Origin of the sequence: Mucilaginibacter sp. L196, from assembly GCF_009765905.1 — a bacterium.
Classification (GTDB): domain Bacteria; phylum Bacteroidota; class Bacteroidia; order Sphingobacteriales; family Sphingobacteriaceae; genus Mucilaginibacter.
In genome coordinates this window covers 34,534-53,260 of the sequence record NZ_LMUO01000015.1, presented here as the reverse complement: position 1 = coordinate 53,260, position 18,727 = coordinate 34,534, and the positions used below count along the sequence as shown (strand labels likewise).

The 18,727-nt window shown below is 38.3% G+C and carries 18 protein-coding genes and 1 riboswitch; of the genes, 11 read left to right on the top strand and 7 right to left on the bottom strand.

All coding sequences use genetic code 11. The features are described from left to right. From GSQ74_RS11210 to GSQ74_RS11190, 5 genes are all read left to right on the top strand, one after another. Positions 1-2,319, top strand: coding sequence for an FdhF/YdeP family oxidoreductase (locus GSQ74_RS11210; RefSeq protein ID WP_158993250.1), 2,319 nt, complete (start codon positions 1-3; stop codon positions 2,317-2,319). Between the two features lie 226 nt (positions 2,320-2,545). After that, positions 2,546-3,184, top strand: coding sequence for a peroxiredoxin (locus GSQ74_RS11205; RefSeq protein ID WP_256366304.1), 639 nt, complete (start codon positions 2,546-2,548; stop codon positions 3,182-3,184). Positions 3,185-3,286: 102 nt separating this feature from the next. Further along, positions 3,287-3,718 (top strand): DUF4395 domain-containing protein, encoded by a 432-nt coding sequence (locus GSQ74_RS11200; RefSeq protein ID WP_158993245.1) that lies wholly within the window; start codon positions 3,287-3,289, stop codon positions 3,716-3,718. Positions 3,719-4,112: 394 nt separating this feature from the next. Next, a complete protein-coding gene (locus tag GSQ74_RS11195) occupies positions 4,113-4,754 on the top strand; it encodes a peroxiredoxin (protein ID WP_158993243.1) in 642 nt (213 codons plus the stop codon). A gap of 90 nt (positions 4,755-4,844) precedes the next feature. Continuing rightward, positions 4,845-4,907: riboswitch (Fluoride riboswitch) on the top strand. A gap of 37 nt (positions 4,908-4,944) precedes the next feature. Further along, complete coding sequence (locus GSQ74_RS11190) at positions 4,945-6,390, top strand: voltage-gated chloride channel family protein (protein ID WP_254060867.1); 1,446 nt, start codon at positions 4,945-4,947, stop codon at positions 6,388-6,390. A 7-nt stretch (positions 6,391-6,397) separates the two neighbouring features. On the opposite strand, the gene GSQ74_RS11185 is transcribed toward GSQ74_RS11190, so the two are convergent. From GSQ74_RS11185 to GSQ74_RS11175, 3 genes are all read right to left on the bottom strand, one after another. After that, positions 6,398-8,527 (bottom strand): tetratricopeptide repeat protein, encoded by a 2,130-nt coding sequence (locus GSQ74_RS11185; protein WP_158993242.1) that lies wholly within the window; start codon positions 8,525-8,527, stop codon positions 6,398-6,400. 114 nt (positions 8,528-8,641) lie between these two features. Then, the gene (locus tag GSQ74_RS11180; RefSeq protein WP_158993240.1) at positions 8,642-8,863 is read right to left on the bottom strand and encodes a YdeI/OmpD-associated family protein; all 222 of its coding nucleotides are present in this window, start codon (positions 8,861-8,863) and stop codon (positions 8,642-8,644) included. A 14-nt stretch (positions 8,864-8,877) separates the two neighbouring features. Next, entirely contained in the window at positions 8,878-9,150 is a 273-nt protein-coding gene (locus GSQ74_RS11175; RefSeq protein WP_158993238.1) for a UBP-type zinc finger domain-containing protein, read from the bottom strand. Positions 9,151-9,348: 198 nt separating this feature from the next. Between GSQ74_RS11175 and GSQ74_RS11170 the strand changes: the two genes are divergently transcribed. Further along, entirely contained in the window at positions 9,349-10,164 is an 816-nt protein-coding gene (locus GSQ74_RS11170; protein WP_158993236.1) for a hypothetical protein, read from the top strand. 71 nt (positions 10,165-10,235) lie between these two features. On the opposite strand, the gene GSQ74_RS11165 is transcribed toward GSQ74_RS11170, so the two are convergent. Then, on the bottom strand, positions 10,236-10,760 hold the full coding sequence (locus GSQ74_RS11165) for an HdeD family acid-resistance protein (protein WP_158993234.1): 525 nt from the start codon (positions 10,758-10,760) through the stop codon (positions 10,236-10,238). 108 nt (positions 10,761-10,868) lie between these two features. On the opposite strand from GSQ74_RS11165, the gene GSQ74_RS22665 reads away from it, so the two are divergent. Both GSQ74_RS22665 and GSQ74_RS22660 read left to right on the top strand, forming a co-directional pair. Further along, positions 10,869-11,012, top strand: a complete 144-nt coding sequence (locus GSQ74_RS22665) for a hypothetical protein (RefSeq protein WP_216846722.1) — start codon at positions 10,869-10,871, stop codon at positions 11,010-11,012. Between the two features lie 18 nt (positions 11,013-11,030). Continuing rightward, on the top strand, positions 11,031-11,273 hold the full coding sequence (locus GSQ74_RS22660) for a hypothetical protein (protein ID WP_216846721.1): 243 nt from the start codon (positions 11,031-11,033) through the stop codon (positions 11,271-11,273). Between the two features lie 9 nt (positions 11,274-11,282). Here the strand turns inward: GSQ74_RS22660 and GSQ74_RS11155 are convergent, their stop codons facing one another. The 3 genes from GSQ74_RS11155 to GSQ74_RS11145 form a co-directional block, all read right to left on the bottom strand. Then, positions 11,283-12,140, bottom strand: a complete 858-nt coding sequence (locus GSQ74_RS11155) for an NAD(P)-dependent oxidoreductase (RefSeq protein WP_158993232.1) — start codon at positions 12,138-12,140, stop codon at positions 11,283-11,285. A 25-nt stretch (positions 12,141-12,165) separates the two neighbouring features. Continuing rightward, positions 12,166-13,326: a M28 family metallopeptidase gene (locus GSQ74_RS11150; protein WP_158993230.1), complete on the bottom strand. Its 1,161-nt coding sequence runs from the start codon at positions 13,324-13,326 to the stop codon at positions 12,166-12,168. 70 nt (positions 13,327-13,396) lie between these two features. Beyond that, positions 13,397-14,218: a family 16 glycosylhydrolase gene (locus GSQ74_RS11145; RefSeq protein ID WP_158993228.1), complete on the bottom strand. Its 822-nt coding sequence runs from the start codon at positions 14,216-14,218 to the stop codon at positions 13,397-13,399. A gap of 373 nt (positions 14,219-14,591) precedes the next feature. Between GSQ74_RS11145 and GSQ74_RS11140 the strand changes: the two genes are divergently transcribed. The 3 genes from GSQ74_RS11140 (at position 14,592) to GSQ74_RS11130 (ending at position 18,718) form a co-directional block, all read left to right on the top strand. Continuing rightward, positions 14,592-15,386 (top strand): polysaccharide biosynthesis/export family protein, encoded by a 795-nt coding sequence (locus GSQ74_RS11140; RefSeq protein WP_158993226.1) that lies wholly within the window; start codon positions 14,592-14,594, stop codon positions 15,384-15,386. Positions 15,387-15,403: 17 nt separating this feature from the next. After that, on the top strand, positions 15,404-17,743 hold the full coding sequence (locus GSQ74_RS11135) for a polysaccharide biosynthesis tyrosine autokinase (RefSeq protein ID WP_158993224.1): 2,340 nt from the start codon (positions 15,404-15,406) through the stop codon (positions 17,741-17,743). 78 nt (positions 17,744-17,821) lie between these two features. Further along, positions 17,822-18,718: an ABC transporter permease gene (locus tag GSQ74_RS11130; RefSeq protein ID WP_158993222.1), complete on the top strand. Its 897-nt coding sequence runs from the start codon at positions 17,822-17,824 to the stop codon at positions 18,716-18,718. Positions 18,719-18,727 lie beyond the last annotated feature (9 nt).

Sequence of the window (18,727 nt, the reverse complement as noted above, 5' to 3'; positions counted from 1 at the left end):
ATGAGCAAGGAGATAAAAGAACAGCCATCAGCCGAAAACCCGGAAGAATTACTGGGTCTGAAAGTAACAGAACCTAAAAAGTGGGCCGCGGGCATACCTGCAGTTACTGCCGCTATGGTCGACATGATGCAGGAATCAGGTTTTGTTCGGGGAATGGATGGTTTGTTTCACATGAATAAAAAGGGCGGGTTTGATTGCTCCAGTTGTGCCTGGCCTGATCCGGATGATGATCGTTCGCCAGTTGCTGAGTATTGTGAGAATGGGGCTAAAGCCTTTGCAGAAGAATCTACCTTAAAAAAAATAGGAGCGGAGTTCTTCGCCCAGAATTCAGTAGCCGATCTGGCAAAACTAAACGACTACGAAATAGGCAAAAAGGGCCGCATTGCTGAACCCATGTATTTGCCCAAAGGCGGTAAACATTATTTACCCATCAGTTGGGATGCTGTTTTTAAAAAGATTGCTGATAAATTGAACGGATTAGCATCGCCAAATGAAGCGGCATTTTATACTTCAGGCCGCACCAGCAACGAAGCTTCGTTTACTTACCAATTATTTGTACGTGAATTTGGCACCAACAACCTGCCTGATTGTTCCAATATGTGCCATGAATCTTCCGGTTCAGGCTTGGGCGAAACCATCGGTATCGGAAAGGGCACGGTTACGCTTAATGATTTTTATGATACGGATGTAATCATCATTATGGGGCAAAACCCGGGGACAAATCATCCGCGTATGCTAAGCGCATTGCAAAAGGCCAAGGAAAATGGCGCTAAGATTATCGCCGTAAATCCTTTACACGAGGCAGGGTTAATGGGCTTTAGAAATCCGCAGGAGGTTAAAGGTATATTAGGCATCACCGCCCACTTAGCCGACCTGTTTCTCCAGGTAAAAATAAACGGGGATATGGCCCTGTTAAAGGCTATTGAAAAACTGCTGTATGATGCGGAATTAAAAGAGCCTGGAAAAGTATTCGATCAGGAGTTTATAAAAGAACATACCAAAGGTTATACCGAATTCCTGCATAGTTTAGCAGAGAATAACGTAGAAGAACTTGCTGATAAATGCGGTATATCCATAACGCAAATAGAGCAAGCCGCCGAGATGTTGAAATATAAAAAACGCATCATCATTTGTTGGGCTATGGGCATCACCCAGCAAAAAAATGGAGTGGATACGATTAAGGAGATTGTTAACCTAACGATACTAAAAGGCAGCATTGGTAAACCGGGCGCTGGTTTATGCCCCGTACGTGGGCACAGCAACGTGCAAGGCAATCGCACCATGCTAATATTTGATAAACCCACAGAACAGCAACTGGATAAGTTGAAAGAGGTATATGGTTTTGAACCCCCACGCGAACATGGCTTTGATGTGGTAGAATCAATAAAAGCCATGCATGAGGGTAAAATAAAAGTGTTCTTCTCCATGGGAGGGAATTTTATTTCGGCTACGCCGGATACCAATTATACTGCTGATGCTATGCGAAAATTGGAACTCACTATCAGCGTATCAACCAAACTTAACCGTACCCATTTAGTGCATGGCGAAGAAGCCTTGATACTACCAACCCTTGCCCGTAGCGATAAGGATATGATTAATGGCGAGGCACAGTTGATCAGTTGTGAAAACTCCATGGGCGTTGTGCAAATGTCTAAAGGTATACTTAATCCAGTTTCAGATGATTTGTTGAGCGAAAACCAAATCGTTTGTAAAATGGCTAAAGCCACCATTGGCAGCCGTAGTGTGGTAGATTGGGATAGGTTTGAAAAAAGTTATGATGCTGTACGTGATGATATAGAAAAGGTGGTACCTGGTTTTACTGATTATAATAAACGGGTACGTAACCCGGGCGGGTTCTACCTGCCTAATGGCCCACGCGATGGTGAATTTATAGCTAAAGATATGGGCGGTAAGATACCTTTCACCATTACACAATTAACCGAACATAAACTGGCAGATGATGAATTTATAATGATGACCATCCGTAGTCACGATCAGTTTAATACCACTATTTATGGTTTAGAGGATAGGTATCGTGGCATTCACAACGAACGACGAGTAATATTCATGAACCCCAAAGATATTGCCAAAGCGGGATTTAAAGCGGGGGATAAGGTTGATTTGTTCAACTATTATGGCGGAATTGAACGTACTGCACGCTTGTTTGTTATCGTATCTTATAACATCCCCGAAGGAAATACAGCAACATATTATCCAGAGTGCAATGTTTTGGTGCCGATTGATAGCGTAGCCGAAAAAAGCAATACGCCAACATCAAAGCTGGTGATAATTAAGATCAAAAAACATATTTGTAATTAACTTGTCATTGCGAGGAACGAAGCAATCGCGAACTTTGCAGGGCAACTTTTCTACGTGCGATTGCTTCGTACCTTTACAGCAATGACAAAAAGGAATATCTCTCAATTGTAAAACTCAATTTAAAAATCTATAATTTTGGTAGACTTTTGAAAAAGATGTTACATTTGCTTTAGTAAAGCTGGTTGTAACCGGTTAAACAATTATCTATCAACATAAAAATAAAAATATTATGAGTTTACGATTGGGTGATGATGCACCAAACTTTAAAGCAAAAACTTCATTAGGAGACATTGACTTTTACGAATATTTAGGTGATAGCTGGGGCGTATTATTTTCACATCCTGCGGATTATACACCGGTTTGTACTACCGAATTAGGCAAAACAGCATCGCTAAAAGACGAGTTTGCTAAACGTAACGTTAAAGTGATCGCCTTGAGCGTTGATTCAGTAGAATCACACAAACTATGGATCAATGATATTAACGAAACGCAGGACGTTGAGGTAACTTTCCCGATCATAGCCGATGAGAACCGCGCAATTGCCGAAGCTTATGACATGATCCATCCAAATGCATCTGTTAATGCAACCGTACGTTCATTGTTCATTATTGGTCCCGACAAAAAGATCAAATTAATTATTACCTACCCTGCATCTACCGGCAGAAACTTCCAGGAAATACTTCGTGTGATTGATTCTCTGCAATTAACCGCTTACCATAGCGTTGCCACACCGGCAGACTGGAAAGACGGCGAACAGGTTGTAGTTTTACCATCAATAAAAACAGAAGATATCCCCGCTAAATTCCCTAAAGGATTTACATTGGTGAAGCCATATTTAAGGTTAACACCACAACCGAATAAATAATAACTTTGGGGTGTCATGCTGAGGCACTCGAAGCATGTGGGCAGGCCTTTACGCTCATACTTCGAGTACCTCAGTATAACACCCTTTATTTGATTAGCTCCTATGGATTGCCCCGTCGACTTCATTAAAATAAACGAAAACAAAGCGCGTCTTACCGCATTTTTTGTTTTGGTTTTAGCCTTGGTTTATCTTAAAACAGGTTTTTGGTTGATTATGGCCTTTGAACTGATCGATTTTGTGCTTCGGGCGACCAATCTTGGCAAATATAGCCTGCTTGGGTTTTTAAGCGATGCCGTAATCAAGCAACTCAAAATAAAATCTAAACCAGTTGACCGAGCGCCCAAACGTTTCGCGGCTATGGTAGGGGTGTTGTTTACTGCCGCGATACTCGTTTCGTTTATTCTTCAATTACATGTGGTAGCTTTTTCATTGGCCGCTGTGCTTTCCTTCTTCGCTTTTCTTGAATCTTTTTTCGCATTTTGTGCTGGATGCTATGCCTATTCGGCTGGTAAATACGTAATATCTAAATTTTAATTGGCTGTAAAACAGTAAAATATAAATTATTATAAAATAATCTACTAAACTAATAGACTTTATAGTATATTTGTTTAGTAATTAAGATATAATAAATGTCGCACAATAAAAACATCATCAGCTCCCGCTATTTTTTAAGCCTGAAAGGGTTTAAAAATAGTATGATGTGTATGTGCTGTTGTTAAACCAATCGGGTTTTCTTCAACAATAATTTTCAACAAATATTTCTTACCTCATTTTTATAATAGACTTTATGCATCATTCCCGGTATACACTAACCTCTAAATACTTAAAATATTACCGGGTAAGTTATGGCCTTTACCGTTGTTGTTAACATGCTTTTTAGCCCGAACCACTATCAATGAACAGCAAGTAAAATTCAAATCTTAAAAATATGTTAACAGCAGTAAATAAATATCCATTCTTCGATCTTTCAGAGATAATCCCTGATCCTGATTATACCATTAAATCATACAAAGCGCTTAGCCCGGTAAAAACGGGTAATTATGTGCCTGATTTTATCTTAAATCCGCAAGGCGCTAACTGGCAGCAATTTTATAATGGCTCCGAAACACATGGCCCTATATTGTTAAGGCATTTGTTGGATAAACCTTTGGTAATTACTTTTTACTCGCGCCATTGGAAAAATCTGGGTGTAGATCATTTGAAACAATTGAATACCATTCAACATGAAATTAAAGCCAATGGAGGCAACCTGTTAATAATTGCTGATGAAAGGGATGATGACCTGCAAAACAAAGCATGGGAGCATAATCTGTCATTAAATTTTTATTATGATACCGAGAATGAAATAGCCAAAAAGTTCAGAGTATATTCAGATGAGAACCCGGCATGGAACCGTTTCTCAGGCGTTGATGAAAACGTATCATTATTAGCTACCTACGTAATTGACCCTTCAAGACAGGTAATTTACGATCACCTTAACCTTAATTTTAACGAGGCATTTCCGGTAAGGGAAATCATCTCGCATGTATATGTAACCGCCTTAATTAATAATCAAAGAAAATCAGCATAATTAACAATTAACACGTTTAAATTAGTTTGGGAATGTCTTTGGCTAGAGCTGAAGGCATTTTTTTGTTTAAGCGAGTTTTTAATTTGTATATTAGCAGCAGGAAATGGTGTCTTCCTTTTAAAAACCGCGTTTGCTGATGGCGCCTGCAAATCAACCTTAAAGTAAAACTTTAGGGTATAATATATTGCAGGTGAAAAAAACAGAAGCAATCAACACAAACACATCACGGTATCCTTATCAATTGAAAAAGTTTATCCTTTCTTCAGAACATCTAAGCATTCTAAAATACACACTGCGTTGGACGCTATTGGTCGTTCCAGTAGCCATAGTAATAGGCAGTATGGTAGCCTTTTTTTTATGGCTGTTAACATGGGCAATCCATTACCGTTTTGCGCATACCTGGCTGTTGTTTTTACTGCCTTTAGCCGGTGTATTGATTCATTTTATATATCAATGGGTGGGCAAATCATCCGAAAAAGGCAATAACCTCATTATTGATGAAATACACGAACCCGGCGCAGGTGTACCACCGCGAATGGGCCCCATCATTTTAATCACCACAGTAATTACGCACTTGTTCGGTGGCTCTGCAGGCAGAGAGGGTACAGCTGTACAAATAGGGGGTAGCATTGCCGCGCTATTTGGCAACTGGTTCAAATTAACTGGCAATGATCTGCGCATGTTGCTTACAGCGGGGATAGCAGCCGGCTTTGGCGCGGTCTTCGGCACGCCATTAACAGGGGCAGTATTTGCGTTGGAAGTATTAACCATTGGCCGTATAAAATATGATGCATTATTACCTGCATTAATTGCCAGCATTGTTGCCGATATTACCGTTGGCGCATGGCATATCCATCATACGGCCTACCACATTGATATTATAGCTAAAACCCCATACTTTTTGTCGGACTATTTGCCGATGGATCTGTTATTGATTGCCAAGGTGATCGTAGCTTCTATTGCCTTTGGTTTGGCTAGTTATCTGTTTGCCATCATGGTACACGAGATTAAAGCAGGCTTTTTGAAGATTTTCAGCATTAAATGGTTGATCCCTGTTTTTGGCGGATTGATCCTGATCGGACTAACCTATGCAATAGGCAAACCCGATTACCTAAGTTTGGGGGTTGATGCGCAATATCCGGGAGCGGTAACTATCCCATCTTCATTTCATGCAGGTGGTTCCGATACCTGGAGCTGGTTATGGAAAACTATTTATACTACGATTACCCTAGGCACAGGTTTTAAAGGGGGAGAGGTAACTCCGTTGTTCTATATAGGATCAACGTTAGGTAATACCTTGTCGGGATTGTTGAATGCGCCGGTGAGCTTGTTTGCTGCTTTGGGTTTCATAGCGGTATTTGCGGGGGCTACCAATACGCCCTTAGCCTGCACTTTTATGGGGATAGAGCTTTTTGGCGGCGAGTATGCTTTGCTGTTTGCCGTTGCCTGCTTTACGGCTTATTTTTTCAGCGGTAATTCAGGTATTTATTCTTCGCAAACTATCGCGGTCCCCAAAATAGTCGATAGCTATTTCTCTGGCGAAAGCAGTTTAGGGGAGGCTAATAAACGCCGTGGCTACATCCATCAAAAGCTATATAAATACCGCATCAAGGCATTAAATAAGACCGATGAATAGATGGTGTTTAATAACAAGTTGTTTTGATCAGATCAGGAGCTTCTTTTGATCCTAATTGCAGTGCTTTATTCAGATCTTCACAAGCGCTATCCCGATCAGCCATGGCAATTTTAAGCTTTGCTCGTGTTAAATAAGCATCGGCGCTTTTGGGATTTAAGGTTATGGCCAGATTAAGATCATATTGCGCTCCTGAAAAATTAGCAAAAAAAGTTTTCGCAGCACCACGCTTAATATAGGTCAGCTCATTTTTGGGGTTAATCTTGGCCGAATGCCTGAAATCGGCATTCATAGATGCAGTGTCTCGTATCATCGCTTCAGCAAGCCCGCGATAAGCGTATACTTTAATATTGTCAACGTTGGCAAATAATGCCGAATTATAGTCATCTATCGCCCCGGAATAATTCCTTTGTTTCATTTTTATATTGGCACGATAAAAAAAAGCATCATCGTTGTCATGATTTAGCTTTACAGCCACATCCAAATCTTTTACCGCTCCGATATAATCCCTCATCAAGGCTTCTGTGTTTCCACGGTTGGCATAAGCATCAGACGATGCCGAATCTAACTTAATAGCGGTATTATAATCATTTATCGCATCAGCATAACTGCCCAGGTTGCTTTTGGCTACACCCCGCCAAACATAAGTGCTGGCGTCTTTTGGGTTTAATTTGATAGCCGAATTAAACACATTTATAGCACTAAGATTTTGCCCGGCAAGTACCATCGCATTGCCTAGTTTAATATGGGCTATAACGCTTTCGGGGGCAACCTCAATCATCTTTTTGAAATCTGCAACAGCGCCTGCGTAATCATTCAATTTTAGCCTGAAATTGCCACGGTTGAGGTATGCGGTTTTGTTGTTGGCATTTAGTTCCACAGCTTTATCAAAATCATGTGCTGCACCTATATTGTCATTTTGCCTGCTTCGTAAGTTACCCCGCGATAGGTATGCATATTCGTTTTTGGTATGATTGGCAATCACAAAGTTAAAATCAGTCATTGCGCTTGTGGTGTCTTTTAATTCCACCTCTGCTTTTCCACGTACATAGGTTGCTCCTAAACTGTTTGGATCAATACCAAGGGCGGCATTAGCATCATTAAGCGCTCCGTTAAAATCGCGTGTATTTATTTTCGCATCGCCACGGTTTTGTAAGGCATCTGTATACTGCGGGTTAAGTTGAATAGCTTGGTCAAAATCCTGTATAGCGCCTTTTGCATCTTCAAGGTTTAGTTTTGCTTTGCCGCGATATAAATACAAGGCTGCATTCTGTGGGTCCTGCGCTATTGCCTTATCGTAGTAAATAATAGATTCTTTATACTGATTAGCATTACTCATGGCATTAGCCATGTAATAGTATAAATTAGCAGTGCTATGGTCGATGCTTGCTGCTAAAGTGTAATCATCAACTGCGCCCTTAAAATCTTTTAAGTTTACTTTAGCATTGGCCCTGTAGAATACCGCTTTGGCATTTCGTGGATTTAATTTCAACGTAAGGTTATAATCCGCGATAGCGCCATTATAATCCTGTATGTTGCCTTTTGAATTAGCTCTATAAAACAACAGGTCAGAATCGTTAGGTTTTAACCTCGCTGCAATATCATAATCAGCAATAGCAGCCTTGTTGTCATTTAAGTTTGTTTTGGCTACGCCACGATATTCATAAAGATCAGCATTATTTGGTTCGAGTTCAATGGCATGGGTAAAGTCTTGTACCGCGCCGCTGTAATCGCCGGAGTTGCTTTTGGCATTGGCCCGGTAATGATACAGATCAGCATTATTTGGTTTTAAGGCTAATGCGTTAGTGAAATCGGCAATGGCGTTACTATAATCTTTTAGGTTAGCGTAAGCATTTGCCCTGTAATTACTGGCATTAGGGTAGGATGGATTAAGTGCCAAAGTTTGGGTGAAATCGTTGGCAGCATTCTGGTCATCATGTTCATTACTGTATGCGTTTGCACGATAAAAATAAGCATTAGCATCCTTAGGGTTTATTTCGATGGCTTTCGTAAAAGCGGAAATCGCTGTTGCATAATCCTTTTTTCCTGCGGCCTGGTTGCCATTCTGAATATAAATATCGGCTGTTTGTGCTAATGCGCAGTATGGTAACAGGAAAATAACAAAGAATATTTTTTTCATAAAAATGAGCAACCCTCAACGCAGGCCTAACTGCTTTTTAACAGCTAATGTATAATTTAACCGCATAATACGTAATTGTATAGCAGAAGTTTTGTTTAAACAGATTTTACGCAGCTAAGTTTTAAGTGTTTTTTGTTTGTTTTGCAGCATAATGAGTGCTTTACCTGCTCTTATGTTGCGGGTTTCTTCTTGTTTGGCAGATCCTACCCAATCGGAATAACCTTGTTTATATGATTTCGACAGGCTCTCAAAAAAGGCGTTTGCCTCGATGTCGTTATTCAATAATACTTGTAGTTCGGTAGGTGTACCGTCAATGTGTTCTCCCTTTTTTAGCATATGGGTTATATAAATTAATATTCAACAAATTGTTCGTCCGGGTAACACCATAACCAACGTTCGCCTGGCTGTGCAGAAGAAATTACCGGATGGTGGCTCTCATGGTAATGCTTGGTCATGTGTTTTGATGGTGAATCATCACAACACAAAGTAACCCCGCAGGTTTGGCATACCCGTAAATGCACCCAGGTGCCATTATGTTTTATGCATTCCTCACAAACATTATCCTTGCTAAGTTTTACACTTTTTATGGCTTTTATATGAGCGCAAACAGATTGATCTTCCATATTTAAAGATAATATAAATTAAACAGATATGTAATTATCAGCTTTATAATTTGTTATTGAACGATACAGTTAACCGGATTTAATCAATGCTAAATATTTTTAATTGATGATTGTTGAATTTCAATTTTCTTCTACTGTTTGTCTATAACTAATTAATATTGTTTACATTAGGTGCATATTCTAAACTTTATACAAATTATGAAATTAAACCTTACCCGCATATTTATTGTATTACTTGCAGTGGTGTTTTGTTATTCTGCCTGTAAAAAAGCAGCAACTAAACCTGCTTCAACTTCGCCTATAACTGACGCAGATGCAGCAAAGCAAATTGCGCTAAGTTTAAATCAATCACTTACCGGCCAATTGGGTGGTACCAATATTAATGATGGGGCAAAAGCACCATCCAGCATTGTAGCAGGTAAAAAAACGAAGACAGTAAATTCGCTTAATCCACTATGTGGATATGTGATTGACACCGCTTATACGCACTTGGTTTTACCCGGTGATACCACGGAATGGCTTAGTGGGAAATTCCATTTTGTATACAATTGCAGTTCAAGTTATGTTGATGGCTACACCGTATATGATAGCCTAAAAGTTGAAAATTATAGCCCAACTTTTTTGGATGAATACACAAACGTTCAAAACTATACTTTTAAAGCAACCGATAGTACATATAAATCAGCTACACTTAATGGTTCAATTGTTACCTCAATTTCGCATGAGGGTATTACTCCACCTCAGATCCAAAATCAATTCACATCTGTTTATTGTAATTACCAATTAAAAGGTTTGCTAGTTGTAAACGGATCGGGTACTACCGATATAACCGCAGGTACAGCAACTTTTACATCTGAGGTTAGAGAGTCTAATGGTCCGGTTGGTTCCAAAACCTATGTTGTAGATTATGCAGGTTCTATTCAGTACCTGGGTAATCATCAGGCAAATTTAATTATAACCGGGGGGCATACTTACTTAATCAATTTTGTTACCGGGGCAGTTACACAGCAATAAGCTATATTTTCTACCATAAAAAGCTCCTTTCATTTACTTGAAAGGAGCTTTTTGTTTATGTCGATTTTTAACTAGTGTGCCTTCATTCTAAAGCCTAACCACACATTAAATGTTCCTGTAATAAAAAAGGCTACCGCTATAAATGTAATAAGCGTCATCGAGCCAAAAAAGGCATTAAAAATAATCATCAAACCAAATATCACGATGATGGCGCCGCTTATAGTCAATATCAATGATTTTCCTAATGCACGTGAAAAGCTAATCAATGAAAAGCCGCGGAGGATAAACCAAATGCCTACAATAATGCGCAATATCGCTACACCCGCAGCTACATGCCCCATAAGCACCAGGCCGAGTATCAAATCAACTACGCCTAAAAATATGTGCCAGCCCCTGTTAGTTTCGGTTTTGTCCCTAACCGCATGGAGCAATTCGCCTAATCCGGCGATAAAGATAACCAACCCGAAAAAGAAACCTAAAGCTACAAAGCTTGTAAGCGGTGAAGCAATCATCCAGATACTTACTAAAATAAAAAGTATCCCTCTTAATAAAAATACCCACCAATGGCGGAGACGGCGGTCGACTGATAAATCCATGTGTTTGTTTTTTTATTTTCAACCAACGTAACAGGTAAATGTTTGTGTGATTGGTAGTTTGCACATGAAATTTTTAGTGCATAAATTTATTAGTATAAAACATAGGGCATGAAAAATCAGTTTAAAGCAACGTTTGCGCCAGTATTATATATACGAAACGGCACTATTAATATTGATTTTTATAAAAACGCATTTGGTGCTATCGAACTGCGCAGATTTAACAATGACGATGGAAGCATACACGTTGCCTAGTTTACTATTGATGGCGCCATGTTTCATTTACATGAAGAAAATTATATTAAAAAGGCATTCAGCCCGCTAAGTTGTAATGGCGCAACAACTAATGTTGGTTTAATGGTTGATGATGTGGGTTCGGTAATGGCACAAGCCCTGGCTGTCGGTGCAAAAGAAATATCATCCGCGCAGGATTATGATTATGGTTTCCGGCAAGACGATATTATAGATCCGTTTGGTCATCACTGGACAATACAAAAGGTGATTGAGCAATACTGATTTTTTTAGTTATTTGTGGTCTACCTGCTTAATTATCGCAATAATATCTTCATTACCATACTCAGCCTCTGCTTGCTGAAAGGTTTGATACACAGTTTCACCAAGCGGTGTAGAAAGCCCAATGTCCTTTGCCAAGCGAAGATCCTTAGCAATTAGTTTCAATGCAAAGGCAGCCTTGTAATTATCGTTAATAATAGCATCGCCTTTTATTTTACCAAATGCACTACCTAAAGCGCTGTTGTTAATTAGCGTAGTCAAATCACCAGGATCAATGCCATTATTCCTTGCTAAAATAACAGCTTCCGCTAAACCCTGCGCCGCAAAACCTAATAGCGTGTTAATAGCGAGTTTAGCAACATTACCCGCACCATTGTCGCCAACCCGCATGGCCAGTTTGCCTAATTTTTCCAACACGGGTTTAACTTGTTCAAATGCCGCTGCATCACCGCCAACCATCACAACCAAGGTGCCTTCCTGGGCTTGTTTCACGCTGCCTGATACCGGCGCATCCAAATAATGGTTGCCTTGTTCTAAACATTTAGCCGCAACCTCCTTACTGATAGCAGGCGATACTGTACTCATGTTGATGATAACTTTACGGGATGTTTTCGCACTTAGCAAACCATCTTCGCCATAAAAAATATCTTTTATGGCTTTATCATCCGATACCATGATGATGACCACATCTGGTTGTTGTATTAATGCAGATGGAGTAGGGGCAGTTGTTGCGCCCTGTGCTTTAATGGCATCTTCTTTTTCTTTGGTCCGATTGTATACAGTTACAGTGTAATTTGCTTTTATCAATTGCTGCGACATTGGATTACCCATTGTGCCAAGGCCTATCCAGCCGATTTTTGTTGTGCTCATATTTTTTAGGTAGATGATTGCAAATTTACTGCTGCTTATTCATTAATGCATTGTTAAATTTTAATAGTAGCGTAAATATATCGTTGTATTTATTCATTGGCAGGGTTGCGCTTATATCATAAATATCATGATAGGCTTTTATACCTCCAAGTGTATAAATGTAAAAAGCCGGGACGTTGTTTTTTGAGAAAAAATAATGATCGCTGTTAGCTGCTTCCCCCCTGGAATTAACCTTTGCCAATAAACCGTCTTTGTTATTAATTTGCTTTAGCATATTGAATTCCTTGGGGTAAATTGTTGCATTAACAACGGTAATGCCATCAATTCCTGTGCCTTCCAGATCCAGATTAACTAAGAAACGAATACTCTTTAGTGGTATCAGCGGATGCTCTGTAAAATACTTTGACCCCAATAAACCAATTTCTTCACCCGAAAAAAGTATAAATGCCATTGTATAAGGCTGTGGATGCGCAGCGTAGTATTTGGCAAGGGACAATACCTGCGCAACGCCGCTTGCATTATCATTGGCTCCAGGGAAAAAGGTTTTTCTCCCCATGCCGCCCAGATGATCATAATGCGCCGTATAAACTATAACCGAATCGGGTTTTGATGTACCCTTAACTATGCCGCAAATGTTGGCGGTTTTAAATTTAGCTATCAGCTTGCTTTTAATATTAATGCTGATGGATGCCGGTTTAGACTTAAACAAGCTTTTGTTAACCTCAATTACGATATAGTCCTTAGCTTTCTGCTCTGCCGACCAGGTTAGTTTATTCTCTTTTACAACCATAACCCTATCGGCAACATTAACAAAATGTGTGCTGTCTTGCTCTTCAAGTTGCATGGCCTTTTTTATTCCCTGGCTTTCCGGGCTCACAATAAAATCCTGTCCCGGTATTAGCGGCTCTCCGTTTATGGCTACATTCATTTTTCCTGGATAAGTATTTACCGAATAAGAAAAAGGCTGTAAAAAACTTTTGCCATCCATTGGTTTAAGTCCGATGGTTTTAAACTGTGCAGCTAAATATTTTTCGGCTTTGTGTACACCATGTTTGGTGTATCCCCTGCCCCAAAAATGGCGCGAAGATAAAGTGTCGACTATTTTTCGTGCAAAAGCTTCGTCCTGTGCCAAAAGCAACTTCGACGAAAATAAAAGCAGTAGGAGTAAGGTTAGTTTGATCTTCATTCAATACAAATAGTCAATCAATATAATCAATTGTTTTATCCTAACCCTAAACCATATATACAAAGACGCGCTAGTTTTTAGTCACTAATACCCAATCAACCTGCATTATCGCTTTGCCTTGTTTGATCTTATCAACAGTGCTTTGTGATAAGCCATAATACGGTGTGGTAACTTTATTAACGGCGAAAGGGTAACCACCACCCAATGCGAAGTTTAGTATGATATATTTAGGATTATCATAGGCCCAGCGTCCATAATGTTCAACCATTGCACGTGTAACGGTGTAAGTAACTTTTTCGTCCACACTAAAAATCATATGATCGGCAGTCCAATCAACACTATATACATGCCATTGGGTAACATCAATACCTTGTGAGAAATGATAACGGTAAGCAATTGGCGTATTGCCAAAATAACCAGGCCCATGCATGGCATGGCTCACCCACGATGAATCGCCAACGGTTTCCATCATATCAATCTCCCCGCAGTCGGGCCATTTGCCCTCGCCCAATGCCCAAAAGGCAGGCCATAAGCCCGCGCCGCCACTCATTTTAATACGTGCGGATGCTGTTCCGTAAGTAAATTCAAACTTTGATCGTGTATTAATGCGTGCTGAAAGAAAATCATACTTTCGTTGTCTATTGCTAACATAACCCGGGTGATACACAGGTTTTATTTCTAATTTGTCATCTTTTAGAGTAAGCACAGATGCTGAATCTACATAAGCCTGTTGTTCATTATTAACGGTATTGCCTGTAATTTCAACATTCCACTTTACCCTATTAAGTGAAGTGTTATTAAAGTCTTCAAAAAATAATGTATCGGGTTTGTTCTGTGCAACTGCTAAATGTGGAAGAAAAAAAACAAACAGACATGAGCAGAAATATTTCATAAATATTTGATAAAAAACAAAACTAAATAATTTATTATGGGTTATGGGTACAGTAATTTCAAAAAAGTATATTCTGTGATTTTGCTTTATTAACTCAATAATTGATTTTTTTTCACCTTATTGAAGGATGATTTTTAACAATGATAATTAATCGCTATTTAAAATAAAAATAATGTAATTTTAGCTATGCTTGAACTGAATATAAATATATTTGCCGAATGATTCCCAGATGCTTACGTTTTAAATAGAGCCATTGTATCATAAAAGTGTCATCAAAAGGTATTTAAATTTTATCTTTGGACAAACTATAAAAGTAAACAGGTTTATATAAGCCTATATTACAATTACTATTTTATGTCAACCCACTTCTTGTATGATTAAAAATACACTAAAAAAAATATCGTTATTTACATTGATTGCTTTCTTCTTCTCTGCCTGTGGCAGCGAGAAAAATTTGAAATACTTTGCAAGCCCACCAGGGCGCCAGGATACAGTAACGATTGCTAAAGCATATATTCCGAGAATACAACCAGGTGATATTTTATCCATATATGTAAACTCATTAAGTCCTGAAGCGAGTAGCTTCTTTAACCCATATACCGGAACAAGTAGTATGGCCGGTGGCAGCTCACCCTCTTCTTCGGCCGGGGCAGGCCAAATGACTCAGCCTGGTTATCTTGTTGATCCATCCGGTGAAATTGAGCTTCCGCTAATTGGGAATGTAAAAGTGAGTGAATACACCACAACACAGGTAAGAGATACCCTTAAAAAACTATTAAGCGTATATTTAAAGGAACCCACAGTATTAGTCAGATTTTTGAATTTTAAAATATCGATATTAGGCGAAGTAGCCCGCCCTGACGTATATAATATACCTAACGAAATGATTACTTTACCGGAAGCGATAAGCATGGCGGGTGACCTTACATTATATGCCAGAAGAGATAGTATAGAAATCATTAGGGATGTTAATGGCAAAAAAGTATTCGCTAATGTTGATTTTAGCAAAAGGGATGTTTTTAGCTCGCCATACTATTACTTACACTCCAACGATATAGTTTATGTTAAGCCCGCCAAAACTAAAACACAACAAACAGATAGAACTATACAATATGTATCTATTGCGGCAACCTTAATTTCGTTGATTTTAGTAATATTTAGAAGATAATTAGTTCAATTTAAAAAATGAGTCAAGATAACGAGTTGTTTGGACAGAGCAAAGCTAGTGAAGTAAACGTTCAGGAATTTTTACATAAGTATATATCAAACTGGAAATGGTTTTTGATATGTGTTATTATTTCTTTATCAGTAGGTTACGTATACATAAGATCGCAAATACCACAATATATTGTTGAAACTGATATTTTAATTAAAGACAATAAAAGTTCGGGTGATGAAAAAGATCTCTTACAATCCCTTAATGTAAACACATCAGGTAAAGTTATTGATAATGAAATTGAAATATTAAAATCAAATTCATTAGTGGAGAAGGTGGTAAATGACTTAAACCTTCAAAATTCCTATTTTGTTAAAAATCGTATTTCTGAAGTAGTTGTGTATAGAAATATTGGATATAATGTAGAGTTGTTAAAGGCAAATGAAAATACATATAACCAACCCTGGTCGGTAAAAGTAATTAACAAAAACCAGGCAATATTTAATGGGCAAACTTTAAATGTGAATAAGCCAGTGCAAACAGAAGCTGGCTTAATAATGATAACAACTGATAATACTAGTATTAATAATAACCTGCTGTTTGTGAATTTTAACACCGCACCAAACGTTGCTCAAGGTATTATTTCTAACCTGTCAATAGAACCGACAACTAAGAATTCGACCGTATTATCAATTAAATTACAAGATGCCAACGTTGATCGTGGAAAAGACGTTTTAAATAAATTAGTTGACGAATATAATCAAGCCGGTATTGATGATAAGAATATTACAACAGCTAATCAATTAGTGTTTTTAAAAGGCCGTATTGATTCACTTGCAATTGAATTAAGTTCAGTTGAAAAAAATGTTCAGGATTATAAATCAACTAACAAAATAACCGATATAACTGCTGAGTCGACTGCGGCTTTAACTGCTATGCAAACTAATGATCAAGCGCTCACCCAGTTAAACCTTCAAATGGGAAGTTTGAAAAATTTGGAAAGCTATTTATCCAGCCCCAGTACTGGGCAGGCTAAATTGCCGGCTATGTTAGGCATAGCCGATCCTACTTTGCTTGCACTGGTTCAACAACTAGGGGAAGCGCAGTTAAGAAAAGAAAGTTTATTAAGAACGATTCCTGAAACTAACCCGGTTATAAGTTCAATAAACGATCAGATAAGTGCACTGAGGCAAACAATAGCTCAAACAGTGCAAAATTTAAAAAGCAGCTTATTAGAAAGCCAAAAACAATTGCAAGCTATAAGCAATCAATTTGAATCAAATATTCGCAACGTTCCTTTAAAAGAACGCGGATTAATTGATGTAATGCGCGAGCAGGATATAAAAAATACCTTATTTACTTATCTGTTGCAAAAGCGCGAAGAAACTGCCCTGTCTTTGGCATCAACCACAGCTGATAGCCGGACTATTAATGCAGCACGTGGCAATTATATCCCAATTAAACCCGTTAAATCTACATTATATTTAACATTTTTATTATTGGGTTTATTTTTACCGTTTGGTGTTATTACAGGTAAGGAAGTATTAAATGTAAAGGTGAGAAAACGTAGCGATATTGAAAAACATACCGATACCCCGATTATTGCAGATATATCCCAAGCCGCGGATTATGATCCATTGATAGTAATATCAAAACCCCGGTCAATGCTTGCGGAGCAAATACGCGCTATGCGTTCAAACCTGCAATACATTATCCCAGGTAAAAATGATAAAGTGTTATTATTTACCTCATCTATCAGCGGCGAAGGAAAATCTTTTGTATCATTAAACTTAGGTGCAAGTTTAGCAACAACAGGTAAAAAAGTTGTTATTCTTGAACTTGATTTACGTAAGCCTAAATTGAATGTTGCTTTAGGTATTGATAATCAAATCGGTATATCAAATTATTTAATAGATCAAAATAGTTATGCTGATATTTTAAAACCGATACCACACCAGGAAAATTATTCAATTATTACAAGCGGGCCCAATCCTCCTAACCCGGCCGAATTATTGCTAAATGGTAAGCTTGATGTATTAATTGAGCAATTGAAAAAGGATTTCGATTATGTAATACTTGATGCCCCACCAATTGGCCTGGTTACAGATGCGCAAATATTGTCGCAATGGGCGGATGCTACTTTGTATGTAGTGCGTTACAACTATACATACAAATCGCAGATTCCGGTAATTGAGGATCTAAGGCAAAAAGGATTATTCCGCAATCTAAACATAGTATTTAATGGCGTCGACCTCTCTCGCAATGGCAGTTATGGTTCTGGTTACGGCTATGGTTATGGTTATGGCTACGGTTATTATTCGGATGATAAGCCTCAGAGGAAATCTATCTTAAATCTGTTAAAAAAATAAATTCAAGTAGTTTAATTAACTATAGGGTAAGTATTATTTATATTAATAGTAATAAATAAAAAATAAATCACATTACAAATGGGTGATCCGACTACAAATGATTCCTATAAAGATAGTACCACGAATGATGTTCATATTCAGAAATGGGACCTGGAGATAAAGCCGCAAAGCAGTGTATTTGATTTGCACTTAAAGGATGTTTGGGCATATCGCGATTTGCTTTGGTTATTAGTGAGGCGCGATTTTGTATCTTTTTATAAACAAACCATATTTGGCCCGTTGTGGTTTTTTATACAGCCTATATTCACTACAATAATTTTTACGGTAATTTTTAGTAAGCTGGCTAATATTAGTACCAATGCTGCGCCTGCACCACTTTTTTATATGGCCGGTACCGTAGCCTGGAATTATTTTGCCGATAGCCTTTCTAAAACATCAACTGTATTTAAAGATAATGCTCCAATTTTTGGTAAAGTATATTTTCCGAGGTTGATAATGCCAATAAGCATTGTATTCTCAAACCTGGTTAAATTTGGTGTTCAGTTTATTTTATTTATCATCATGATGGCTTATTACCTAATTTCAGGTAATAAAGTCGAGCCTAATTTGTATATTTTATTATTCCCGGTAGTTATTATATTGATGGCTATACTGGGTTTGGGTGTTGGGCTTATAATTACGGCTGCTACAACTAAATATCGCGATTTGGCTTTTGTGGTAACCTTCGGCATTCAATTAATGATGTACGCTACTCCCGTAATTTATCCACTTTCGGCTGCGCCTGTAAAATATCGTACACTTATCGCGCTTAACCCGATGAGTGGTTTAATTGAAACCTTTAGATATGGTTTTTTAGGAACCGGTCAGTTTTATCCGGGGGCATTTATTTACAGTGTAATAGCCAGTATATTCATTTTTTTAATAGGGCTGATAGTGTTTAATAAAGTAGAGAAAAACTTTGTCGATACAGTTTAATACGTACTA

Excerpts from the sequence above, each read along its gene's own strand:
- GSQ74_RS11135 (WP_158993224.1), top strand. The coding sequence starts at position 15,404 with ATGAGTCAAGATAACGAGTTGTTTGGACAGAGCAAAGCTAGTGAAGTA.
- GSQ74_RS11170 (WP_158993236.1), top strand. The coding sequence starts at position 9,349 with ATGAAATTAAACCTTACCCGCATATTTATTGTATTACTTGCAGTGGTG.
- GSQ74_RS11165 (WP_158993234.1), bottom strand. The coding sequence starts at position 10,760 with ATGGATTTATCAGTCGACCGCCGTCTCCGCCATTGGTGGGTATTTTTA.
- GSQ74_RS22665 (WP_216846722.1), top strand. The coding sequence starts at position 10,869 with ATGAAAAATCAGTTTAAAGCAACGTTTGCGCCAGTATTATATATACGA.
- GSQ74_RS11185 (WP_158993242.1), bottom strand. The coding sequence starts at position 8,527 with ATGAAAAAAATATTCTTTGTTATTTTCCTGTTACCATACTGCGCATTA.
- GSQ74_RS11145 (WP_158993228.1), bottom strand. The coding sequence starts at position 14,218 with ATGAAATATTTCTGCTCATGTCTGTTTGTTTTTTTTCTTCCACATTTA.
- GSQ74_RS11195 (WP_158993243.1), top strand. The coding sequence starts at position 4,113 with ATGTTAACAGCAGTAAATAAATATCCATTCTTCGATCTTTCAGAGATA.
- GSQ74_RS11180 (WP_158993240.1), bottom strand. The coding sequence starts at position 8,863 with ATGCTAAAAAAGGGAGAACACATTGACGGTACACCTACCGAACTACAA.
- GSQ74_RS11200 (WP_158993245.1), top strand. The coding sequence starts at position 3,287 with ATGGATTGCCCCGTCGACTTCATTAAAATAAACGAAAACAAAGCGCGT.
- GSQ74_RS11130 (WP_158993222.1), top strand. The coding sequence starts at position 17,822 with ATGGGTGATCCGACTACAAATGATTCCTATAAAGATAGTACCACGAAT.
- GSQ74_RS22660 (WP_216846721.1), top strand. The coding sequence starts at position 11,031 with ATGTTTCATTTACATGAAGAAAATTATATTAAAAAGGCATTCAGCCCG.
- GSQ74_RS11155 (WP_158993232.1), bottom strand. The coding sequence starts at position 12,140 with ATGAGCACAACAAAAATCGGCTGGATAGGCCTTGGCACAATGGGTAAT.
- GSQ74_RS11175 (WP_158993238.1), bottom strand. The coding sequence starts at position 9,150 with ATGGAAGATCAATCTGTTTGCGCTCATATAAAAGCCATAAAAAGTGTA.
- GSQ74_RS11150 (WP_158993230.1), bottom strand. The coding sequence starts at position 13,326 with ATGAAGATCAAACTAACCTTACTCCTACTGCTTTTATTTTCGTCGAAG.
- GSQ74_RS11140 (WP_158993226.1), top strand. The coding sequence starts at position 14,592 with ATGATTAAAAATACACTAAAAAAAATATCGTTATTTACATTGATTGCT.
- GSQ74_RS11210 (WP_158993250.1), top strand. The coding sequence starts at position 1 with ATGAGCAAGGAGATAAAAGAACAGCCATCAGCCGAAAACCCGGAAGAA.